Raw genomic sequence first — 20779 nt, forward strand, 5'->3', positions numbered from 1 at the left:
CTTTGTGCGCCATTGTCCGTTCTCCTTGCTTTCCAGCAAGATAGGGGATTTGTCGCAACCCAGTTTAGAATGTGCCCCCTCATTTTCGTGTTTGCGTATAACACACATTATGTAACCGCATTGAACCTTGGCTCTGGCCCGAGGTGTCCTCTTTTGGTCGCGATCACCCGGTATTACAGCCGTCAGGCCCGCACCTTCCGCGCCGAAAGAACCTCTTCCGCCGAAGGTGTCGCCAGGTCGAAGTAGTCCAGCGTGCCGGCGTATCCGTTCCCGCCCATGCGCCCGATTGCGTCGAGCTTTTCATGGTTGGAGTAGTAGGTCCCGAGGTCGATCACGTCCTCGCGCACATGCGCCATCACGATCTGTCCCAGGATGATTTCCCGGGCCGAGCTGACCTCGATCCCGAGGTAGCGGCGGCACTCGAAGGCGACCGGCGCCTCGGCGATCCGCGGGCAGGCAACCTTCTCGCCGGGAACGGCGGTGAGCCCGGCCATCTCGAGCTCGTCGACCTCGGGGCCGAAGGCGGCGGCGGTCACAGACATCGTCCCGGCGTTGGCACGATCAACGATGTTCACGGTAAAGCACTCGGTCATCCGGATGTTGTAGGCCGTGTCCTTGAAGCTGCGGTCCGGCTTGTTCTCGACGCCGAGGGCAAGGATGGGCGGGTCAGCCGACAAGCAGTTGAAGAACGAATAGGGCGCCGCATTGACCACCCCCTCGGGCGAGACCGTCGTGACCCAGGCAATCGGGCGCGGCACGATCGTGCCGATCATGACCTTGTAGGCTTCGCGCGGCGTCAGGTCCGCGAAGTTCAGCGCGTGGTGGGTCACGTCGCCAGCTCCTTTCCGTAGCGAGACAGGATCGATGAGATGCTGTCCGGTTTTTGTTCAAGCTCGGCGCGCCCGGCGACGGCACCAAGGTGATGATCCATGATCTGCGTTGCGCGCTCGGCATCTCCCGCGCGGATCGCCTCGATGATCTGCGAATGTTCATCCACCGCGCAGTCCGAGGAGTGCGATTTGGCGTACATCGCCATGATCAGCGAACAGCGCAGCACCACCTCGCCGACGTAGCGCGAGAGGACGGCGTTGCCGGTCAGCTCGGCCAGCAGCGTGTGGAACTCGCCGGCGAGACGGATCGAGACCGGCCCGTCCTTGCCGCGCACGCTCTCCTCCAGGCGCACATGCGCCTCGAGCTGGTCGAAGCCGCTCGAGGGAATGCGCTCGACGAGGATGCGGATGACCTCGGCTTCGAGGGCGCGCCGGACCTCGAATATCTGCTTGGCCTCATCCAGCGAGGGCTCGGCGACAAAGGCGCCACGGTTGCGTCGTGTGACCACCAGCCCCTCGTTCTCGAGCCGCACCAAAGCGTGGCGCACGATGGTCCGGCTCACGCCGAACTGCTCGCCAACCGTGTCCTCGGGAAGGCGCATTCCCGGCTTCAGCGCCTGCTCGATGATGGCGCGCTTGAGCAGCGTGTGCACCGCATCGGTGAGTGTCGTTTTTTCGGTCATGGCTCGCAGCCTTGTCGCATTCCTTTGCACTCCAGTAGCGTATCCAGATGATCTCGTCAATTGGATACAATTGTCTTGCAATGCGCTCCTCGATGCGCCATCTAACACACATCGTATCCAATTTGATCGATTCCCAAATACAATCACCAACAGGGACGGGACCATGACCTTCAGACAGATTCTGCTTGCCTCGGCGGCGCTCGCCACCCTCGCAGGAGCAGCGCAGGCCGAGAACGTGCTCAAGTGGGGCGCCAACCGGGACATCGGATCGCTCGATCCCTATTCCTATGGCGACAGTTTCACCATCAACGTGCTGAACCATGTCTACGAGGGGCTGGTGCGCTACAATGCCGATCTCAAGATCGAGCCCGCCTTGGCGACCAGCTGGGAAATCCTTGACGACAAGGTGACCTGGCGCTTCAAGCTGCGCGAGGGGGTGACCTTCCACAATGGCAACCCCTTCACAGCCGAGGACGTGGTTGCCTCGCTGCAGCGGGTCAGCCATGAAACCTCGCCGTTGAAGGGCAACCTTCCGGCCTATGTCTCGTCGGAGGCAGTCGATGATTTGACCGTCGACATCACGCTCAACGACACCTACCCGCTTCTGCTCAACGATCTGACCAACATCCATATTTTCGACAAGGAATGGATGGTTGAGCACGACTCGCTGCTGCCCACCGACATCGGCTCGGGCACCGAGGGCTACGCCACCTACAATGCCAACGGCACCGGCCCCTTCAGGGTCGAGAGCCGTCAGCCCGACGCCAAGACCGTCTTCGTTGCGAACGCCGACTGGTGGGACGAGCCGCAGCACAATCTCGACCGGATCGAGCTGACCCCGGTGACCTCGGCGGCGACCCGCGTCGCGGCGCTGCTATCGGGCGAGATCAACTTCACCAATGACGCGCCGGTGCAGGACCTTCCTCGGCTCGCCGCTGCGCCCAATGTCGAGGTTCTCGAAGGCGTCGACCTGCGCACCGTGATGATCGGCTTTCCCTTCCGCGACACGCTGGTCTCGGGTGAGTCCAACCCCTTCAAGGAAAAATCCGTGCGCGAGGCGCTTTACAAGGCGATCGACCTCGACCTGATCCAGAGCAGGGTGATGCGCGGGAAATCCCGCACCGCCGGCGCGACTGTGGCACCGCCGATCCCCGGCTACTCGGAAGAACTGGATACAGTTCCCGGATACGATCCCGATGCCGCGAAGGCGCTCTTGGCCGAGGCCGGCGTGCCAGAGGGGCTGCAGTTCGAGTTCAATTGTCTCGCCGACGGTCTGGTGAACGAAGAGCAGTTCTGCCAGGCCATCGCCTCGATGTGGTCGCGCATCGGGCTCGCGCCCAAGCTCGACGTGGCGCCGCGGGCGGTGCAGACCCCGAAGCGGACCAACGGCCAGACCGACATCTACACGCTGGGCTGGGCCACATTGCCGATGCTCGACGCCTATTCACCGCTGCTGCAGATCTTCCACAGCAAGGTGGGCAATTCCGGCGTCTTCAACTGGGGCGGCTGGTCCTACCCCGAACTCGACGCACTGATCGACGCAGCGGGCAGCGAGCTCGACACCGACACCCGCCTGTCGCTCGAGACCGAGGCCCTGCAGTTCGTCAAGGACGAGATGATCATGATCCCGCTGCACCAGCAGCCCATGGCCTGGGCGGTGACCGACGAGGTCAGCGAGATGCCGCTCTTCCCCGACAACAAGCCGCGGCTGTGGTTCGCGCAGGTCGGTCAGGGCAGCTGAGGCAGGCGCGCGGGGGCCATCGCCCCCGCGCCCTCCCCTTCGAGACAGGATGACAGCCGGTGGGTCCGCCCCGCCCGCAAGACAGGAGTGAGCCATGCTCGCCTTTCTCATCAAGCGCACGGCCAACGCGGCCTTCGTGATGCTCGCCGTCGCGCTGCTGGCCTTCGTGATCTTCCGCTTCTTCGGCGATCCCGTCGAGATGATGGTCAACGAGCAGGCAACGCAGGCCGATCGCGTGGAGCTGCGCGAGCGACTGGGGCTGAACGATGGTTTCGTCACCCAGTACACGCGTTTCGTCACCCATGCGGCGCAGGGCGATTTCGGCATCTCCTACCGCAACCAGCAGGACGTCATGGTGCTGATCGGCGAGCGCTTCCCGGCGACCTTCGAGCTGGTGCTGGTGGCCACGGTGATCTCGCTGGTGGTCGGCATCCCGCTCGGGGTGATCACTGCCGTGCACCGCAATTCGCGGCTGGCGAACGCGCTGCAGCTGGGCTCGATCGTCGGCGTCTCTCTGCCGAGCTTTGTGGTCGGCATCCTGCTGATCCTCGGCTTCTCGGTCAGCCTCGGCTGGCTGCCCGCCTTTGGGCGCGGCGAAACCGTGGACATCGGCTGGTGGTCGACCGGTCTTCTGACCCCCTCGGGCCGCGCGGCCCTGGTGCTGCCGGCGCTCTCGCTCTCGACCTTCCAGATCACCCTGGTGATGCGGCTGGTGCGGGCCGAGATGCTCGAGACCCTGCGCAGCGACTACGTGAAGTTCGCGCGCGCGCGCGGCGTGCCGAAACGCCGGGTGCACTGGGTCCACGCGCTGCGCAACTGCCTGATGCCGGTGATCACCCTCACCGGCATGCAGATCGGCAACCTTATCGCCTTCGCGCTGGTCACCGAAACGGTGTTTCAATGGCCCGGCATGGGGCTGCTCTTCATCCAGGCGGTGACCTTCGTCGATATCCCGGTGATGGCCGCCTACCTGATGCTCGTTTCCTTCATCTTCGTGCTGCTCAACACGCTGGTCGACGTGACCTATGCCTGGGTCGATCCCCGGTTGCGCGACGATGCTGCCAAAGCCGGAGGAGCCAATGGCTGAAATCTCTCCCATGACCGATACGCCGCAGGCCCCCGCCCAGACCGCCCTGCCCCGCCGAACGCGCATTGCGGCGCTGCGAGAGAGCGACCTGTGGTACTCCTTCCGCAGCCATCCCAGCGCAATCTTCGCGGCCTGCCTTCTGGCGCTGGTGGCGCTGAGCGCGCTGCTGGCGCCTCTCATCACGCCGCAGGATCCCTATGACCTCGCCGCGCTCGAGCTGTGGAACGCCGAGATTCCGCCGATCTGGAACGCGCAGGGGCAATGGCCCTACATCCTCGGCACCGACACGCAGGGCCGAGACATCCTCTCGGCGATCCTTTACGGCTCCCGGATCAGCCTCGTCATCGGCTTTGCTTCGGTGATGGCGGCGCTGGCGGTCGGGCTCTCCCTGGGACTGGTCGCGGGTTACTTCGGCGGCTGGGTCGACAATGTGATCATGCGGCTTGGTGACGTGCTGCTGTCGATGCCTTTCATCCTCATCGCGATCCTCATCACCGCCGTCGCGACCGCCGCGCTGCCGACGCACCTCAAAGATGTGCTTGCTGCCCCGATCCTCATCCTCGCCATCGCGGTGCCGTCCTGGGTGCAATACGCCCGCACCGTGCGCGCATCGGCGATGGTCGAGCGCAAGAAGGATTACGTCAGCGCGGCGCGGCTGATCCGGGTCAAGCCATGGCGGATCATGCTGCACCACATCCTGCCTAACTGCATGACCCCGATCCTCGTCGCGGCGACGCTGAACTTCGGGCTCGCGATCCTGTCAGAGGCGACGCTTTCCTTCCTCGGCGTCGGCATGCCGCCGGACCAGCCCAGCCTCGGCACGCTGATCCGTGTGGGGAACCAGTACCTTTTCTCTGGCCTGTGGTGGATCGTCGTGTTTCCCGCGATCCAGCTGTGCCTGATCGTCCTGTCGGTCAACATGATCGGCGACTGGCTGCGCGACGCGCTCAACCCAAAACTGAGATGACCATGACTGCAAAGACCCTGAAGAACGTGCGCCCGATGGGCGCCCCCGCCACCGATCTGCACATCATGGAGGGCCGCTTTGTCGCCGCCGCGCCCGAGGGCGCCGAGGCGATCGACTGCGGCGGCCGCATCCTGATCCCCGGGCTGGTCGAGGCGCACACCCATCTCGACAAGTCGCTGCTCGGTCTGCCGTGGTACCGCAACGAGGTCGGCCCACGGCTGATCGACAAGATCGACAACGAGCGCGAAGTCAAAGTCTCCCTCGGGCTCGATCCGCAGGTGCAGAGCGAGCGGCAGGCGATCCTGTCGATCGGCCACGGCACCACCCACATCCGCAGCCACGTCGACGTCGACACTCACCACGGGCTGCGCGGCATCGAGGGCGTCATGGCGACGCGCGAGAAGCTTGCGGGCTACGTCGACATCGAAATCGTGGCCTTCCCGCAGTCCTCGATGATGCCGCGCCCGGGTACTGTCGAGCTGATGGACGAGGCGCTGGCGCTCGGCGCGGACGTGGTCGGCGGCATTGATCCCTGCGGCATCGAGCGCGATCCCAAGGGGCATCTGGACGCGGTGTTCCGGCTCGCCGAGAAGCACGGCAAGCCGATCGACATCCACCTGCATGAGCGTGACCTGATGGGCGGCTTCTCGATGGAAGAGATCATCGCCCGGACCCGTGCCCACGGGATGCAGGGCAAGGTCACCGTCAGCCACGCCTTCTGCCTCGGCATGAGTGACCGCGCCTATGTTGCGTCGCTGCACGAGCAGCTTGCCGAAGAGCGCATCCACATCATCACCACCGCCCCGGCTTCGGCGCCGGTGCCGCTGGTCAAGGACCTGAAGGCGGCAGGCATCCTGACCGGTGCGGGCTCGGACGGCATCCGCGACACCTGGGGGCCCTATGGGAACGCCGACATGCTCGAACGGGCGATGTTCGTCGGGCTGCGCAACAACCTGCGCCGCGACGACGAGGTCGAACTGGCGCTGGACATTTGCACCCGTGGCGGCGCCGCGATCATGGAGGTCGAGGGCTACGGGCTGGAGATCGGCGACCATGCCGACGCCGTGCTGGTCGAGGGCGAGACCCTGGCCGAGGCGGTGGCATTGCGCGCACCCCGGGCGCTCGTGGTCAAGCGCGGTAGGGTGGTCGCGCGAGACGGCAAACCCATGATCGACGCGCCATGAACCGCACCTTGCTCTCGGCCCGCTGGGTCATTGGCCATGAGGACGGCTGCCACGTCGTATACGAGGACGGCGTGGCGGTGATCGAGGGCACCCGCGTTTTGCATGTGGGGCGCCGCTTCGAGGGCGAGGTTGCGCGGCGCGTGGACTACGGCGAGGCGGTGATCTCGCCGGGGTTCGTCGATCTCGACGCGCTGTCCGACCTCGACACGACCATCCTCGGCTACGACAACGGCCCGGCGTGGAAGAAGGGCCGCGTCTGGCCCGAGAGCTACGTCGCGCGCGGCCCCTACGAGATGTACTCGGCCGAAGAGCTGGCTTTTCAGAAGCGCTTTGCCTTTGCGCAGCTTATCCGCAACGGCATCACCACTGCCCTGCCCATCGCTTCGCTGTTCTACCGCGCCTGGGGCGAGACCGTGGCCGAGTTCGACGCCGCGGCACATGCCGCCGAGGACCTGGGTTTGCGGGTCTACCTCGGCCCCGCCTATCGCACCGGCGGGCAGGTCACCGACACGGCTGGCACCATCCGAGCCGTCTACGACGCGCCCCGCGGGTTGCAGGGTCTGCAGGACGCTGCAGAGTTTGCCACGCGCATAGACGGCACTGCGGGCGGGCGCATCCGCGCCATGTTCGCCCCGGACCGGATCGAGACCTGCACCGGGGAGCTGCTCCGCCGCACCCAGGCGCTCGCCTCCGAGATGGGCGCGCCGGTGCGCCAACATTGCTGCCAGTCGCCCACCGAGCTGCGGCTGGTACAGGAGCAGCACGGCACCACGCCGATCGACTGGCTCGACCGGGTCGGCGCGTTGGGAGCCAACTGGCTGCTGCCGCATGGCACCCACGCGTCCGAGCGCGATCTCGCCCTGATCGCCCAGCATGGGGCTTCGCTGGTGCATTGTCCGCTGGTCTCTGCCCGGCACGGCGGCATGCTGCGCTCATTCCCGGCCTGCCGGGCGCGCGGGATCAACGTCGGGCTCGGCACCGACACCTGGCCACCGGACATGATCCTCAACATGCAGATCGGCATGATGACCGCGCGCCTCGCCGAAGGGCACGAGGCGCTGCGCAGCGAAGAAATGTTCGATGCCGCCACACTGGGCGGGGCAAGCGCGCTCGGCCGGAGCGATCTCGGCCGCCTCGCCCCCGGCGCCTGCGCCGATATCGCGGTGATCGACCTTGGCCGTACGCTTCAGGTCCCCGACCCGGTGCAGAGCCTGATGACCTCGGCCTCGGGGCGCGACGTGCGAGACGTCTGGATCGACGGGCGCCGCGTGATGACCGACCGCAAGATCCCCGGCTGCGACGAGGCCGCCGACATGGCGCGTGCTCAGGCACAGTTCGACGGGCTGGTGGCCAAGTACCCCGACCGCACTGCCGGGCACCCTCCGGTGACCGAGATATTCCGCCCCAGCTACGCAAGGAGCGAGCGATGACCGACCCTGTCCTGGACGTGCGCGGATTGCGCGTCGAGTTTCCCACGCGCCGCGGCGTGCTCACCGCCGTGAACGATATCTCGCTGACCATCGGGCGCGGCGAGATCCTCGGCGTCGTCGGCGAGTCCGGAGCTGGCAAATCGATGACCGGCATGGCGATCCTCGGTCTGCTCGAGCCGCCGGGCCGCATCGCCGCCGGCGAGATCCGCCTTTCAGGCACACGCATCGACACGCTGACCGAGAGCGGGATGCAGAAGGTGCGCGGCCGCCGCATCGGCGCGATCTTCCAGGACCCGCTGACCTCGCTCAACCCGCTGTTTCGGGTCGGCGACCAGTTGGTCGAGACCATCCGCCTGCACAGCGATTTGAGCAAGAGCGCGGCGCGCGCCCGCGCGCTCGAGCTGATGAGCGAGGTCGGCATTCCGGCGGTGGAGGAACGCATCGACAACTACCCGCACCAGTTCTCCGGAGGGATGCGGCAGCGCATCGTGATCGCCCTGGCGCTCTGCGCCGAGCCTGAACTGATCATCGCCGACGAGCCGACCACCGCGCTCGACGTGTCGATCCAAGCGCAGATCACCGCGCTGCTCAAGCGGCTCTGTCGCGAGCGCGGCACAGCGGTGATGCTGGTGACCCATGACATGGGGGTGATCGCCGAAACTGCCGACCGGGTGGCGGTCATGTATGCCGGGCGGCTGGCGGAGCTCGGCGCGGTCGAGGACGTGGTGCGCCGCCCCCGCCACCCCTACACCGAAGGGCTGATGGGCTCGATCCCCAGCCTGCGCAAGGACATGGAAGAGCTGCAGATGATCCCCGGCGCGATGCCGCGCCTGGATAGCATCCCGCAGGGCTGCGCATTCCACCCACGCTGTGCCTACGCCGGACCGCGCTGCCGCCGCGACACGCCGCGGCTCGAAACCACCGGCGCCGCCTGCTGGCTCGCCCTGACCGGAGAAACCGCATGACCCGTCCGATCCTCGAAGTCGACGCGCTGGAGCGCCGGTTCGACGTCTCCGCGCCTTGGCTCAACCGCCTGCTCGAAGGCAAGCCGCGGCGCACGCTGCGCGCGGTCGATGGGGTGGATTTCGACATCCAGCCCGGCCAGACTCTGGCGCTGGTTGGTGAGTCCGGCTGCGGCAAGTCGACCATCGCCAAGCTGGTCACCGGGCTGCATGCACCCTCCGGCGGTGCGATCCGCTTCAACGGCGACCCCGACAAGATGCAGATGATCTTCCAGGATCCCTATGCCTCGCTCAACCCGCGCTGGCGGGTCGGCCGGATCATTGCCGAACCGCTGCGCACGCTGCGCCCCGAGACGCCCGAGCCTGAGGTCATGACCCGCGTCGAGGACCTGCTGCGGACGGTTGGCCTCGCTCCCGCCGATGCCGCCAAGTTCCCGCACGAATTCTCGGGAGGCCAGCGCCAGCGCATCTCGATCGCCCGCGCCCTGGCAGGCGAGCCGGAGTTCCTCGTCTGCGACGAGCCAACGTCGGCGCTTGACGTCTCGGTGCAGGCGCAGGTTCTCAATCTGATGAAACGTCTGCAGAGAGAGATGGGCCTCACCTACCTCTTCATCAGCCATGATCTGTCTGTGGTGCGGCACATGGCCGACGTGATCGCGGTGATGTACCTTGGGCGGATCGTCGAGATTCAGCCCACCGCCGATCTCTTTGCCCGCCCGCTACATCCTTACACGCGGATGTTGCTGGACACGATCCCCGACCTCGAAGCCCCCAAGCGCGACCGCGTGCCTATGGGCGGCGAGGTCCCTTCGCCGGTGTCGCCGCCCCCCGGATGCAGCTTCCATCCGCGCTGCCCGATGGCCTTCGATCGCTGCAAGCGCGAGCGGCCGCAGCGCGAGGTGCACGTCCACGACCGCCGGGTTGCCTGTTTCGCAGCCGAGGAGAGCGCCGATGTTTGAAGACCGTTTCCTCCGCCGGGCCATCGAGATCTCGGCACGGGCGCTGACCACGCCGGGCACGGAACCCTTTGGCGCGGTGGTGGTCCGCGACGGGGAGATCGTGGGCGAGGGCATCAATCGCTCGGTGCTCAACCATGATCCGACCTCGCATGGCGAGACCGAGGCGATCCGCGACGCCTGCCGCAATCTCGGCACCGTCGATCTGCGCGGTGCGGCGCTTTACTCCAGTTGCGAGCCCTGCCCTCTCTGCGTCGCCGCGATGCTGATCTGCGGGGTGTCGGAGCTCTACTACGCGGCGGACATGGCGCAGGCGGGAGCGGCCCTTGGGGACCTGCCGGAAAGCGCCCGTTTTCCCATCGACGTCGATCACATGCTGGCACAATGCGGGCTGCCCGCGCCGGAGCGGGCGATGGTCAGCGCCCGGCGCCGCGATGGGAAGGCTGCGCGTATCCTGCAGATCTGGGCCCACAAGGCGTCAAGCTCTCTCGACGCTGCTCGCGAAACCTGATCGCCGGAGGCCGACAGCCTTCACCGACCAAGCGCGGAGAAGACACCATTCGTAGGCATAGCACGCTCAAACTCGATGAGTTCCAATTGGTTTCCACCAGTGTCCCTGCTCCCGATGATCAGCATTGAGCCCCGCTCCCAAAAGGCAATGGATCGTTTGTCCACTGACAGGCCTTGCCTCTCTCAGAAACGGCGTTGGGACGTTTCGCGCGCAAGGTACTGGCCTCGGGCGTCCTGCACGACCCCCTCCGACGCCGCGTAGCCGGTGCGCACCGGCCATCCGGTGATCTCCATTCCCTCGTACGGCGTGTAATCCGCGCCGTGGTGCATCCGTTCCTGGCGCACCACCGCACGGCGCTCGGGTTCCCACAGCGTAATGTCGGCCTCCGCGCCGATCACCAACGCGCCCTTCTGGGGATACATGCTGTAAAGCTTGGCGGGGTTGCTTGAGGTCAGCGCGACGAAGCGTTCAAGGCTGATGCGGCCCTTCGAGACGCCCTCGGAGAAGAGATCGAAGGTGCCATCCCGCAGCCCCTGCCAGATCGCCTCCTGGCTGTCGTGATCCCGGGGCGGCGGCGAGCAGACGTATTTCGCCCCCTCGAAGTCCATGTTCAGCCCCTTGAGGTCGTCCTTGGTCAGGGCGATGTACTGCGGGCAGGTCTCGGCGAAGACGTTCAGCCCGCGCCGCTTGGCCCATTGGATCTGCTCCATCGGGTCGCGGCCCGAGATAGGCACGATCACCACGGGCACGTCGACCAGTTCGGCGTGGCTTATGGCCCGGTGCGCCGCCTCGTGCGCGGTCGCCAGCGCCGCGTCATTGCCGAGCGGCACAAATTCGCGACTGTAGTCGACCTCGGCGGTCACGCCATGCGCAGCGGCAATTCCCGCGACGATGGCATGTGCTTGCCGCGCGATCTCTGCGCTGACCTCGGGCCGGAAGCTGCGCGCGTCACCGAGAATGCGGGACCGCCCCGGCAGCGCGTCGCGGGTGCCTTTCATTCACGATGTCACAGTGCTCTCACCGCAGCCTAGTCGCGATCTTCTCCAGGGGGTTGTATTCCGTCCGTCGGACAGGCTCTTACCCTTGTCCTCCTCTAACCGGTTCGCAGCACACGCCGGCATGAAGACCCGCAGCGACAATCTCACCAAATCCGCGGAGGGACCCAGACCTTCCCGATGAAATATCCGGGTTAAAGCGATGCGTTGCCTTCCTTCCACCACATCACGTCAAGTCGCTCCATGGTTGAGGTTCGGGTGTTCCCACGCTCGCTGCAACGTGCAGCAATGGGCGCTAGTTCTATCGCGCGGCGGTTCAACGGCCCTGTTGCCGCGCGAATGAAAGAGGCTAGGCGGGACCTTTCTGGCCCCGATGGCGCGAGCTAGGCGCACCACGGTTTCAGTGGATATAATAACATCATGTTAATTTGACTGGCAAATTGGTATTGGAAAGCAATCTCCGACCGCGGCAGCTTACTCCACATCCACCGATCCGACTGATTGGTGTGCCAAGACTTGGGAGGATAGCAGCAATGAAACTGCCTTTAATGCGAAGTACAAAAAGAGGTGTCGCATACTTGTTCGGCACATGCGCCATTGTGCTGGTGTCAGTGGTTTCGACACCCAAACCGTTGGCGGCGCAAGAAGCCATCGCGCCAGCGACTGCCTGCGAAAGCCTAGTCGAGCTCGACCTTCGGGATCTCGAAGGCGCACCCAGCCGCGTGGATGGTGCGGAAGTCGTCGAGATCGAGGGCAAGGGTCCACATTGCGTGGTCAATGGTTACTCGGCCTCGGACGTGCGGTTCGAGGTGCGGATGCCCGTCGAGGCCTGGACCGGGCGGTTCCTGATGCTGGGCTGCGGCGGCTACTGTGGCGGGATCAATGCCGACCCTTCGTCGAACCAGTCGCGGGCCTTGTCAGATTGCGAACCAGTGACCCGGGGCGAAGTCGTCACGGCTTCATCCGACCTTGGTCATCGTCGGTCGCCGCAGTGGTTTCCGGACATGCTCTGGGCGCTCGGCAACCCTGGTGCCATAGTGGACTTCGCGTATGAGGGCATGAACAAGTCTACCATCGTCAGCAAAGCCCTGATCGAGGCCTATTACGGTCAGCCCGCTGCTGCGAACTACTTCGTCGGATGTTCAGACGGTGGGCGGCAAGGGCTGGCGATGGCGCAACGCTATCCGGCGGCCTATGACGGCATCGTCGTCGGCGCCCCGGTTATCGACAAGGCCGTGAATGACAGCATGTATCACGCTTGGGGCATTCACGTGAACACTGGGGCAGACGCTCAGGCGATCCTGACCGCCGACAAGATTCCGGCACTGCACCAACTCGTGATGGACACCTGCGCCGACGAAGGCGGCCTGATCCAAGACGAACGCCTGTGCAATTTCGAGCCGGCGGCCTTGCAATGCGAGGGCGACGACACCGCGGAGTGCTTGACCGAGGCGCAAGTAAAGGTTGTCGAGCAAGTCTATCGTGGGCCGAATAACGGCGAGACGTTGTTTTCCGCAGGCAAGATGCCGAAAGGATCAGAGTTGGCTTGGGTGGGAACATTCATCCCGGAAGCGGCGGACGGGCCGATGGACACCTCGCTTGGGGATGCGGCATGGTCATTCGAATACCCGCGCTATGGGAGCAGCTTTGACGCACCGACAGGTCTGGATTTCGAGACGATCGAATATGACCAGGCAACCTACGATCGCCTTTCCGAGTTGAGCCAATTGACCGATCCGAACAATCCCGACCTCGCACCGTTCCGCGATGCCGGGGGCAAGATGATACTCTGGGTCGGTTCCGCAGATCCTGGGGTTCCGCCGCGGAGCACGCTTAACTACTTCACTGCCGTGAAGGAGCAGATGGGCGAGGTCGACGATTTCATGAGCTTCTACATGCTTCCCGGCGTCAATCATTGCGGCGTTGGACCCAACGAGGCCACGTTGGACATGTTGAGCCCGATGATCGACTGGGTGGAACGCGGCACTGCACCGGATGAAATTGTCTACAGCATCCTGCTTGATGACGGAACGACTGCGACCCGGCCGGTCCATCCATATCCTTCGATGGTCACCTATGAGGGCAGCGGTGACGTGAACCAGGCCGCGGCCTGGCAGAGAGGCGAGCTTCCGATGGGTCTGGAAGAGTCGCTCGACTGGGCGGGCTTGGGAAACTACCGTCCCGGCAACACGACCTGGTGCGATTGGGAAGGTGCATCCCTGATCTGCGAAACGCGCTGAACGGCCACAATCATCGGCGCTCCCTATGCGTATCTGGAGCGCCGTATGATCTTAACTGACGAATATTCTGAGCAGCAGTGAGGTCACGCAGGGTCCGAAATGCTTTTTGGAAGATGGAAACGTTTTAATCCTGCGGCACGCCCTTGGGCAGCGCAAGGCGCTTCTGCGCGGCGATGCGGAACGGCGAGTTCGGCGCGCCATAGCCCGCGTAGCTGCCCCGGCGCTCGACGATCTCGAAGAACAGCCCGCCGGCCATCGCGCGGCTGTAGAGCTGCCGGAAGCTGCCCCGCTCGTCCTCGTCATAGAGGATGTTGAGCGCCTGCATCCGCGCCAGCTCATCCGGCGCCAGCTCGAAGCGGCTGGCAAGATCGCCGTAGTAATTCGCCGGGATCGGCAGTGCCGCGAAGCCCGCGGCGCTCAGCGCCTCGGCGGTGGCGAACATGTCGTCCGTCGCGAAGGCGATATGCTGCACCGGCGCCCCGAATCTTTCCGCAAGGAAAGAGCCCGCCACGGTGCGATGGGTCTCGGCGCCGTTGAGCGTGATGCGGAAGTCCCCGTCCGGCGCGGCCAGCGCCTGCGACCGGACCAGCCCATCGGGGTCGATGACATCGACCATCGGCGCCTTTTCCATGCCGAGCAGCGAGCTGTAGAACAGCGACCAGCTCAACATCTCGTCATAGGTCATGGTCTGCGCGATGTGATCGACGCGGCGCAGCCCGGCGCCCTGCGGGCCGTCGCGGTCAGCGCCGAATTCCTCCGACCAGACCCCGGCGTGCGAGGCGTCGAGAAAATGTAACAGGCTGCCGCCGAGGCCGCGGATCGCGGGAATGTCGAGTTGGCCGACGGCGGGAGCCTGCGCGAAGGAGCTTGCGCCGAGCGCCGTCGCGCGCTCCAGCGTCTCGGACGACGAGCCGACGGTGATGCCGACATCGCAGACCGAGGTGCCATGCATGTTGAAGGCGGAGCCGGCGAAGTCGCCCTCTTCCTCGTTGACCACAATGCGGATGTCGCCCTGTTGCCAGAGGGTGATCGCTTTGGCGACGTGGCGGCCGGTCTCGGCGAAGCCAAGCGCCGCGAGCTGCGCGCGCAGCTTGTCGCCCTCGGCCCCGCGCGTCGCAAACTCGACGAAAGCGGTACCCTCAAGCTTCTGGCGCGGCGGGATGATCGGCAGATCGGCGCGCGCCTCGGGCTCGGTGCGGCGCACATCGTCCAGCAGCGTGACCAGCGCGCGGTAACCGTCGCGGGCGATGGTGCGGGGGCTGCCGCCGCGGAACTGGTCGTTGAAGATCTCGAGGCTGACCGGCCCGGTATAGCCCGCCGCCACCACGGCGCGCATGAAGTCGGTCACCGGCAGGTCGCCCTCGCCGGGCATGTTGCGGAAGTGCCGCGACCAATAGAGCAGGTCCATGTCGATCTTCGGCGCATCGGCCATCTGCACGAAGAAGATCTTGTCGCCCGGAAACTGGCGGATCGAATTAGGGTCGAGGCCGCGGCCCAGCGTGTGGAAGCTGTCGACGATCAGACCGACGTTTTGGTGATCGGCGCGGCGCACGATCTCCCAGGCGTCGCGGTGGTCGTTGACGTAGCGTCCCCAGGCCAGCGCCTCGTAGCCGATCCGAAGGCCGCGCGCCGCCGCGCGCTGCCCGAGCTCGCGCAGGTCGTCCGCCGCCCGCTCGACCCCGCCAAGCGCCTTGGGATGCAGCGAGGAGCAGACCAGCATGAGTTCGGCCCCCAGTTCCTGCATCAGGTCGAACTTGCGCTCTGCCCGGTCGAAGGCCCGGGTCCGCAGATCGCCCGGCAGCCCCTCGAAATCGCGGAACGGCTGGAAGAGGTCGATCGACAGCCCGTGGTCGCGGATGCGGTTGCCGACGTCGCGCGCGCTGCCGCTGTCGGTGATGAAATCCTGCTCGAAGATCTCGATCCCGTCGAAGCCCGCCACCGAGATCGCCTCGAGCTTCTCGGAGAGCGTGCCCGAGATCGAGACCGTTGCGATGCAGGTTTTCATTCGGCATCTCCCTTTTCCAACAGCGCCGCGCGCAGCGCGACCTCGTCGAGCCCCAGGCCCGAGAACAGCGACCAGGCGTGCACGCCCTGGAAGAAGTAGAGCTCCCATCCCGAGATCAGCTTCAGCCCGGCGGCTCCGGCAGCCTGTAGGAACTGCGTGTGGACGGGCGTGTAGACGGCGTCGAAAACCCAGCCGGCGCCGGTCATGGCCCTGGGCGCGACCGGCGTGCCCTCGTAGCCGACCATGCCCACGGGAGTGCAGTTGATCACACCGCTGCAGCCTTCGGCGGCCTTCTCGGCGCTGAGCCAGATGCTGATCTCCATGTCCGGCGCGACCGACTTCAGCGCCTCGGTCAGCGCTTCGGCCTTGGCCGGATCGCGGTCGACGAGGCGCAGTCTGCGGGTTCCAAGGCCCGCAAGCCCGAAAGCCACCGCGCGACCGACCCCGCCGGTGCCGATCATCAGTACGGTTCCGGTAGGCGTCTCGCCCATCACCCGGCGATAGGCCGACATGAAGCCCGAGTAGTCGGTGTTGAATCCCTTGGGGCGGGCTCCGCCGAAGATCACCGTGTTCACCGCCCCCACGGCGCGCACCAGCGGATCATCGACCTCGACCTTGCCGGCGGCGATCTCCTTGTAGGGGTAGGTCACGTTGATCCCGCGGAAGCCCTCGCCCTCGCAAGCGTCGAAGATCTCGTCGAAGCTTTGGCCCATGTCCTTGGGCACCAGTCGATCGTAGGTCACTTCGACGCCGTTCTGCTCACCGGCAAGCCGGTGCAGCAGGGGCGAGCGCGAGCGGGCGATATTGTCCCCTATGAGCCCGAGCTTGAGGGTCTCGCACGTGGTCATTGCTTCACCTTGCCTGCCGGATCGCCGAGCAGCTTTCCTTTTGCACGGGCCCAGAACGGCGTCTGCGACACGAAGATCAGGATCACCGCGATGAAGAGCACAAGCGACAGCGGGCTGGTGACGATGCCATGGAAGAACCGTCCGAGATCCTCGCGCTCCGAGATGATCGCGCGCCGCCAGTTGTCGTCGAGCAGTCGCGACAGGATCACCCCGAGGATCACCGGCCCCAGCGGGTAGCCATAATGGCGCATGAAGTAGCCGAAGAAGCCGAAGCCCAGCATCCAGTAGACATCGCTGATCGCATTGTTCACCGCGTAGGCGCCGACGATCGACAGCAGCATGATCAGCGGGATCAGCACGGCCCGCGGCATCTCGACGATCTTGGTGAAGAGCTTGATGCCCGTCAGGCCGAAGATCAGCATGAAGACATTGGCCATGACCAGCGCGCCGACGATGAACCAGAACATGTCCGGCTGGTCGATCATCAGCATAGGGCCGGGGTTGAGGCCGTGGATGAACAGCGCGCCGATCATGATCGCGGTCACCGCGTCGCCGGGAATGCCCAGCGTCATCATCGGGATGAAGGCCCCGCCCACGGCGGCGTTGTTGGCGGTCTCGGGCGCGACGAGCCCCTCGATCGCCCCCTTGCCGAAGGGATATTGAGGTTTCTTGGTCACGCGCTTGGCGTGGTCATAGGCCATCAGCGCCGCAATGTCGCCGCCGGTGCCCGGAAGTGCGCCGATGATCACCCCGATGGTCGAGGTCTGCAGCGACAGCGGCAGGTGCTTGCGGATTGTGCTGAACGAGGGAACGATGCGGCTGATCTTCTGGCGCACTGCGGTCTTGTCGACGTGGTGCAGCTGCATCAGCGCCTCGGAGACACCGAACATGCCGATCATCACCGCGATGAAGCTGATGCCGCCCTGCATGATCGGAAGATCGAAGGTGAAGCGCTCGGTGAAGGTCAGCGGGTCGCGTCCCACCGCGCCGATGGCGATGCCGAGGGCGCCGGCGAAGATACCCTTCACCAGACTGCCCGACGACAACGAGCCGACCAGCAGGATGCCGAGCACCGCCAGCAGCATGTAGTCGCGCGGCTGGAAGGTCAGGGCGAACTCGGAAACCATCGGGGCGGCCAGCGCCAGCACGCCGATGCCGATGAACCCGCCGAAGAAAGACATGACCGTGGTGATGCCGATCGCCGTGCCGGCCTCGCCGCGCTGTGCCATTGGATATCCGTCGAGCGCCGTGGCGATGGCCGAAGGGGCACCGGGGATGTTGAGCAGGATCGCCGTGCGCGATCCGCCGTAAACACCGCCCATGAAGATGCCGATCATCAGCGAGATCGCCGGGTAGACGTCCCAGGAGAAGGTGAAGGAGATAAGGATCGAGACCGCCATGGTCACCGACAGCCCCGGGATCGCGCCGACATAGACCCCGGCAAAGGTTCCGAGGCCGACGAGCAACAAAAGCTCGGGCTGGGTGAAGACTGTCAGGAATGCGAGAAAGGCGTCCATCACTTGCCTCCGGCAAAGAGGTTGCGGAAGGCCTGGATCACTTCGGCTTCGGGCACGATGCCTGCGGGCATCAGCACGGTGAAGACGATGCGGAAAACGATCCAGATGAGCAGCAGGCTGCCCAGCGACACGCCGATGGTCCAGAGCCAGCCGCGGCGCGCCAGTATCTTCAACGCGGCGATCAGGAACAGCGCCGAGGTCGGCAGGAAGCCGAGCGGCTTGAGCAGGAAGCCGTAGGCCACCAGCATCAGCGCGATGATCACCACGGTGCCCGGAAGAATGTCCCTTGCCACCGTCTCGCCCGCCACGCGCGGCAGGCGCAGGTCACGCAGGAAGATGACCAGCGCGGTGACTACCATGACGGCGGTCGTCGCCATGGGCACCGACCCCGGCGCCGACAGCGCCTCGAAACCGGAGATGCCATAGGCGTTCCACAGCAGCACCAAGCTTGCGATCACCATGACGGCGCCGAAAACCAGCTCTCCAGGGCGTCTCTGCCGCTCGTAGCCGCCCGGCGTCGCGTCAGACGTGCCGTCGTGGTGTTCCGTTTCAATTCGGGACATGGGGCTCCCCTCCCTCAGTGCGTCGCGGGACGCGGTAGAAAAAAGCGCCGCCCTTCTCTTGCAGAAGTGCGGCGCCAGCTTGATCCTTGGGCGCGGGCGCCGGATCTTGCGGATCAGTTGCCCGGACGGGCGATGCCGAAGTCTTCCGGCGAGCTTTTGGTCAGGCCGGCATCCTGCAGCAGCCAGGTGGTCCCTTGCTGCCACTTGGCGAGGAAGTCCTCGGCCTCGGCGCCCGAGATCGACATCATGGTGAAGCCGCGGTTTTCCATCAGCTCCTGGAAGTCGGCGGTTTCGGCGCCCGCGGCATAGGCCTCGGTCAGCTTGGCAACCACGTCATCCGGCGTGCCCTTCTTGACGAAGACACCGAAGAACGGGCCCCAGGGCAGATAGGTGTTGTAGCCCTCGTTGAACGAGGTGACCGCCGGAACCTCTGGCAGCTTGTCGTTGGGGGCGATGTCGAAGACCGCGAGCGGCTTGATGTTGCCGGCACGGATCCCCTCGATTGCGGCGCCCAGAACCGCGGGCATCACGTCGATCGCGCCGCCCTGCAACGCGGTCAGCGCCGGGCCATCGCCGTCGTAGGGCACCGAGATCACGTCCATCTCGCCCTCGACGGTGTTGATCATCGCCGTCACAACCGACGGCAGGCCACCGGGTCCCGTCGCGCCGAGCCGAAGCTCTCCCGGGTTCTCCTTGATATACGCCATCATGCCCGCGTAATCGTCGAAGGGGGCATCGGGGTTGGCCACCAGGATCGGCGTGCCGCGGGCCAGGATGTTGATCGGGGTGAAGTCCGAGTAGTCCTTGTCGCCGAGGCCCATCACCTTGTAGAGCAGTGGGTTTTCCGCGCCCATGAGCAGCGTGTAGCCGTCAGCCGCCTGCCCGGCAACCTGGTTCAACGCGATAGCACCGACGCCGCCTGTCACGTTCTGCATTACGACCGTGCCACCCAGAACTTCCTCGGCATGCGGGGTAACAGAGCGCATCACGGTGTCGGTGGAGCCACCGGCTCCCCATTGGATGATGCCCTGGATTTCTTTGGTGGGGTAGTCCTGAGCCGAAGCAGAGGCTGCGGCAAGAATGAATGCCGAGGCGGCACCGAATACAAAACGCTTCATGGTTTTCCCTCCCTTGAAATGCGGTCGAACACGGTCCTCCCCGCGTCCGTCGCCAAAATTGATGCGATAGGAGCGCGCATAACGTCAAATACCATTTTCGCGCGCTTATTAACATTACGTTATTTCATTCCTCCCGACCTGCCCAGATCTTGCCAGCATCGTTCAACTCTCGACGGAACTGCTGGATGCTGAATTCAGCGAAGTTCGAGAGCACGCGATCCTTCTTGGTCACGGCATAGATGTCGATCGAAGTTTCCTCCCGCAGCGGGCGGCGCACGACCCCCGGCAGGTAGACCTCTGACACCGAGAACTCGTCGATCAGCGCCACCCCGAGCCCGTGCCGCACGAGGCTGACGATGGTCTGGGCAAACCGCCCTCGCATGGAGTGGCGCAGCTCTATCCCGGCCTCGCGGAACGGCCGCGAGACGATGCGGCCATAGGGGTCCGCCGGGTCGATCCCGACCAGCGGCTCCCGCGCCAGATCCTGCACCGAGACCACGGTCTGCTCCGCCAGCGGATGGCCCTCGGGCAGGATCGCGACGACCCGCCCATGGGCGATTTTCTCGCTTTGGATCCCGGGGTTGTGGACCGGCGAACTCATGATCACGAACTCGCCCCGCTCCAGCAAAAGGTAGTCCGTGGTCTCCTCGATCTTCAGGATATTGAGATCGATGTAGAGGTCGGGATAGCGCGCGCGGATCGAGGATATTGTCCGCGCGGCGATGAACTGGGCGACAGAGGGCGCCGAGGCAAAGGCCAGTTGCACCTCTTCGCCCTTCTGCAGCGAGTCAATCGCGCTCTGCAGGTTCTCGACCCCCTTGTAGACCTCTCGCACCTGGTCGAAGATCCGCCCCGCCTCGACCGAGGGCACGAAGAGGCCAGCCCGGCGCTCGAACAGGCGTAGCCCCAGTGTCTCTTCGGTGTGTTTGACAAGCCGCGAGATTCCCGGTGCCGACACCCCCAGGAACTCTGCCGCCCCCGCGATCGTGCCACGCAGCATGACCGCCCGGATAACCTCGATCTGTCGCAGCGTGATTTCGCGCATGGGCCCCTCCCCTCAGTAACATGATGTTATCATAATCGCATATAATATCATTGACGTTAACACCCTATCCCACGGTAAGCAGGCACGGGAGGCAGTC

The 20779-nt window shown here is 65.1% G+C and carries 18 protein-coding genes; 9 read left to right on the top strand and 9 right to left on the bottom strand.

Annotated features, from left to right (window positions below):
- Positions 1 to 182: 182 nt before the first annotated feature.
- Together G0D83_RS22310 and G0D83_RS22315 are read right to left on the bottom strand one after the other, a co-directional pair.
- Positions 183 to 830 (bottom strand): flavin reductase family protein, encoded by a 648-nt coding sequence (locus tag G0D83_RS22310; protein WP_370457300.1) that lies wholly within the window; start codon positions 828 to 830, stop codon positions 183 to 185.
- The gene (locus G0D83_RS22315; protein WP_108970657.1) at positions 827 to 1513 is read right to left on the bottom strand and encodes a GntR family transcriptional regulator; all 687 of its coding nucleotides are present in this window, start codon (positions 1511 to 1513) and stop codon (positions 827 to 829) included. Before G0D83_RS22315 ends, G0D83_RS22310 begins: the two co-directional genes overlap by 4 nt.
- A gap of 163 nt (positions 1514 to 1676) precedes the next feature.
- Between G0D83_RS22315 and G0D83_RS22320 the strand changes: the two genes are divergently transcribed.
- The 8 genes from G0D83_RS22320 (at position 1677) to G0D83_RS22355 (ending at position 10351) form a co-directional block, all read left to right on the top strand.
- Entirely contained in the window at positions 1677 to 3254 is a 1578-nt protein-coding gene (locus G0D83_RS22320; RefSeq protein WP_164196854.1) for an ABC transporter substrate-binding protein, read from the top strand.
- 94 nt (positions 3255 to 3348) lie between these two features.
- A complete protein-coding gene (locus tag G0D83_RS22325) occupies positions 3349 to 4341 on the top strand; it encodes an ABC transporter permease (RefSeq protein ID WP_164196855.1) in 993 nt (330 codons plus the stop codon).
- Positions 4334 to 5308 carry an ABC transporter permease gene (locus G0D83_RS22330; protein ID WP_235940246.1) on the top strand — a complete coding sequence of 325 codons (975 nt, stop codon included), beginning with the start codon at positions 4334 to 4336 and terminating at the stop codon, positions 5306 to 5308. The genes G0D83_RS22325 and G0D83_RS22330 overlap by 8 nt, the downstream gene beginning before the upstream one ends.
- A 2-nt stretch (positions 5309 to 5310) precedes the next feature.
- Positions 5311 to 6492 carry an amidohydrolase family protein gene (locus G0D83_RS22335; RefSeq protein WP_164196856.1) on the top strand — a complete coding sequence of 394 codons (1182 nt, stop codon included), beginning with the start codon at positions 5311 to 5313 and terminating at the stop codon, positions 6490 to 6492.
- Positions 6489 to 7922 (top strand): chlorohydrolase family protein, encoded by a 1434-nt coding sequence (locus G0D83_RS22340; RefSeq protein WP_164196857.1) that lies wholly within the window; start codon positions 6489 to 6491, stop codon positions 7920 to 7922. The genes G0D83_RS22335 and G0D83_RS22340 overlap by 4 nt, the downstream gene beginning before the upstream one ends.
- Positions 7919 to 8887, top strand: coding sequence for an ABC transporter ATP-binding protein (locus G0D83_RS22345; RefSeq protein ID WP_164196858.1), 969 nt, complete (start codon positions 7919 to 7921; stop codon positions 8885 to 8887). The genes G0D83_RS22340 and G0D83_RS22345 overlap by 4 nt, the downstream gene beginning before the upstream one ends.
- Positions 8884 to 9843: an ABC transporter ATP-binding protein gene (locus tag G0D83_RS22350; protein ID WP_164196859.1), complete on the top strand. Its 960-nt coding sequence runs from the start codon at positions 8884 to 8886 to the stop codon at positions 9841 to 9843. The genes G0D83_RS22345 and G0D83_RS22350 overlap by 4 nt, the downstream gene beginning before the upstream one ends.
- Positions 9836 to 10351: a nucleoside deaminase gene (locus G0D83_RS22355; protein WP_164196860.1), complete on the top strand. Its 516-nt coding sequence runs from the start codon at positions 9836 to 9838 to the stop codon at positions 10349 to 10351. The genes G0D83_RS22350 and G0D83_RS22355 overlap by 8 nt, the downstream gene beginning before the upstream one ends.
- 182 nt (positions 10352 to 10533) lie before the next feature.
- Here the strand turns inward: G0D83_RS22355 and G0D83_RS22360 are convergent, their stop codons facing one another.
- Positions 10534 to 11349, bottom strand: coding sequence for an amidohydrolase family protein (locus G0D83_RS22360; RefSeq protein WP_164196861.1), 816 nt, complete (start codon positions 11347 to 11349; stop codon positions 10534 to 10536).
- 530 nt (positions 11350 to 11879) lie between these two features.
- Here G0D83_RS22360 and G0D83_RS22365 point away from each other — a divergent pair.
- The gene (locus G0D83_RS22365) at positions 11880 to 13586 is read left to right on the top strand and encodes a tannase/feruloyl esterase family alpha/beta hydrolase (protein WP_164196862.1); all 1707 of its coding nucleotides are present in this window, start codon (positions 11880 to 11882) and stop codon (positions 13584 to 13586) included.
- A 124-nt stretch (positions 13587 to 13710) separates the two neighbouring features.
- Here the strand turns inward: G0D83_RS22365 and G0D83_RS22370 are convergent, their stop codons facing one another.
- From G0D83_RS22370 to G0D83_RS22395, 6 genes are all read right to left on the bottom strand, one after another.
- Positions 13711 to 15591, bottom strand: coding sequence for a bifunctional sugar phosphate isomerase/epimerase/4-hydroxyphenylpyruvate dioxygenase family protein (locus G0D83_RS22370; protein ID WP_164196863.1), 1881 nt, complete (start codon positions 15589 to 15591; stop codon positions 13711 to 13713).
- Entirely contained in the window at positions 15588 to 16439 is an 852-nt protein-coding gene (locus G0D83_RS22375; protein WP_164196864.1) for a shikimate dehydrogenase, read from the bottom strand. Before G0D83_RS22375 ends, G0D83_RS22370 begins: the two co-directional genes overlap by 4 nt.
- Positions 16436 to 17956, bottom strand: coding sequence for a tripartite tricarboxylate transporter permease (locus G0D83_RS22380; RefSeq protein WP_164196865.1), 1521 nt, complete (start codon positions 17954 to 17956; stop codon positions 16436 to 16438). The genes G0D83_RS22375 and G0D83_RS22380 overlap by 4 nt, the downstream gene beginning before the upstream one ends.
- Positions 17956 to 18519, bottom strand: a complete 564-nt coding sequence (locus G0D83_RS22385; RefSeq protein WP_164196866.1) for a tripartite tricarboxylate transporter TctB family protein — start codon at positions 18517 to 18519, stop codon at positions 17956 to 17958. The genes G0D83_RS22380 and G0D83_RS22385 overlap by 1 nt, the downstream gene beginning before the upstream one ends.
- Positions 18520 to 18632: 113 nt before the next feature.
- Entirely contained in the window at positions 18633 to 19637 is a 1005-nt protein-coding gene (locus G0D83_RS22390; RefSeq protein ID WP_164196867.1) for a tripartite tricarboxylate transporter substrate binding protein, read from the bottom strand.
- A 124-nt stretch (positions 19638 to 19761) separates the two neighbouring features.
- Positions 19762 to 20682, bottom strand: coding sequence for a LysR family transcriptional regulator (locus tag G0D83_RS22395; RefSeq protein WP_108970670.1), 921 nt, complete (start codon positions 20680 to 20682; stop codon positions 19762 to 19764).
- Positions 20683 to 20779: the final 97 nt, after the last annotated feature.

Origin of the sequence: Salipiger sp. PrR003, from assembly GCF_010500785.1 — a bacterium.
GTDB classification, from domain to species: Bacteria; Pseudomonadota; Alphaproteobacteria; order Rhodobacterales; family Rhodobacteraceae; genus Salipiger; species Salipiger pacificus_A.